1 protein-coding gene is annotated in these 264 nt (G+C 61.4%); it reads right to left on the reverse strand.

Annotation, left to right across the window (positions count from 1 at the left end; all coding sequences use genetic code 11):
- Positions 1-264 (reverse strand): glycine betaine ABC transporter substrate-binding protein (locus SCA31_RS23905; protein WP_410699488.1); only part of this gene is annotated, 264 nt, incomplete at both ends.

The following is a 264-nucleotide window of genomic DNA, read 5'->3' on the forward strand; positions in this document are numbered from 1 at the left end:
TGCTCGATGCTCTTCTTCTCGACATCGACCTGCGCGTTCAGGCTCGCCATGGTGTCGTCATTGAGCTCGGCGGACAGCGCATTCATCTGCGACTCGAGTTCCGGGTTGGCCTTGAGCGACTCCTCACGCACCACCGGTGTCAGGGCGTAGGCCGGGAAGTAGCCCTTGTCGTCCTCGAGCACCGTGAAATCAAAGGCCGGAATGCGGCCATCGGTGGCGAATACCAGGCCGACATCGACCTGACCATCACGTAGGGCCTGGTAG

It is taken from the genome of Chryseobacterium sp. SIMBA_028, from assembly GCF_046535285.1.
Taxonomy (GTDB): domain Bacteria; phylum Bacteroidota; class Bacteroidia; order Flavobacteriales; family Weeksellaceae; genus Chryseobacterium.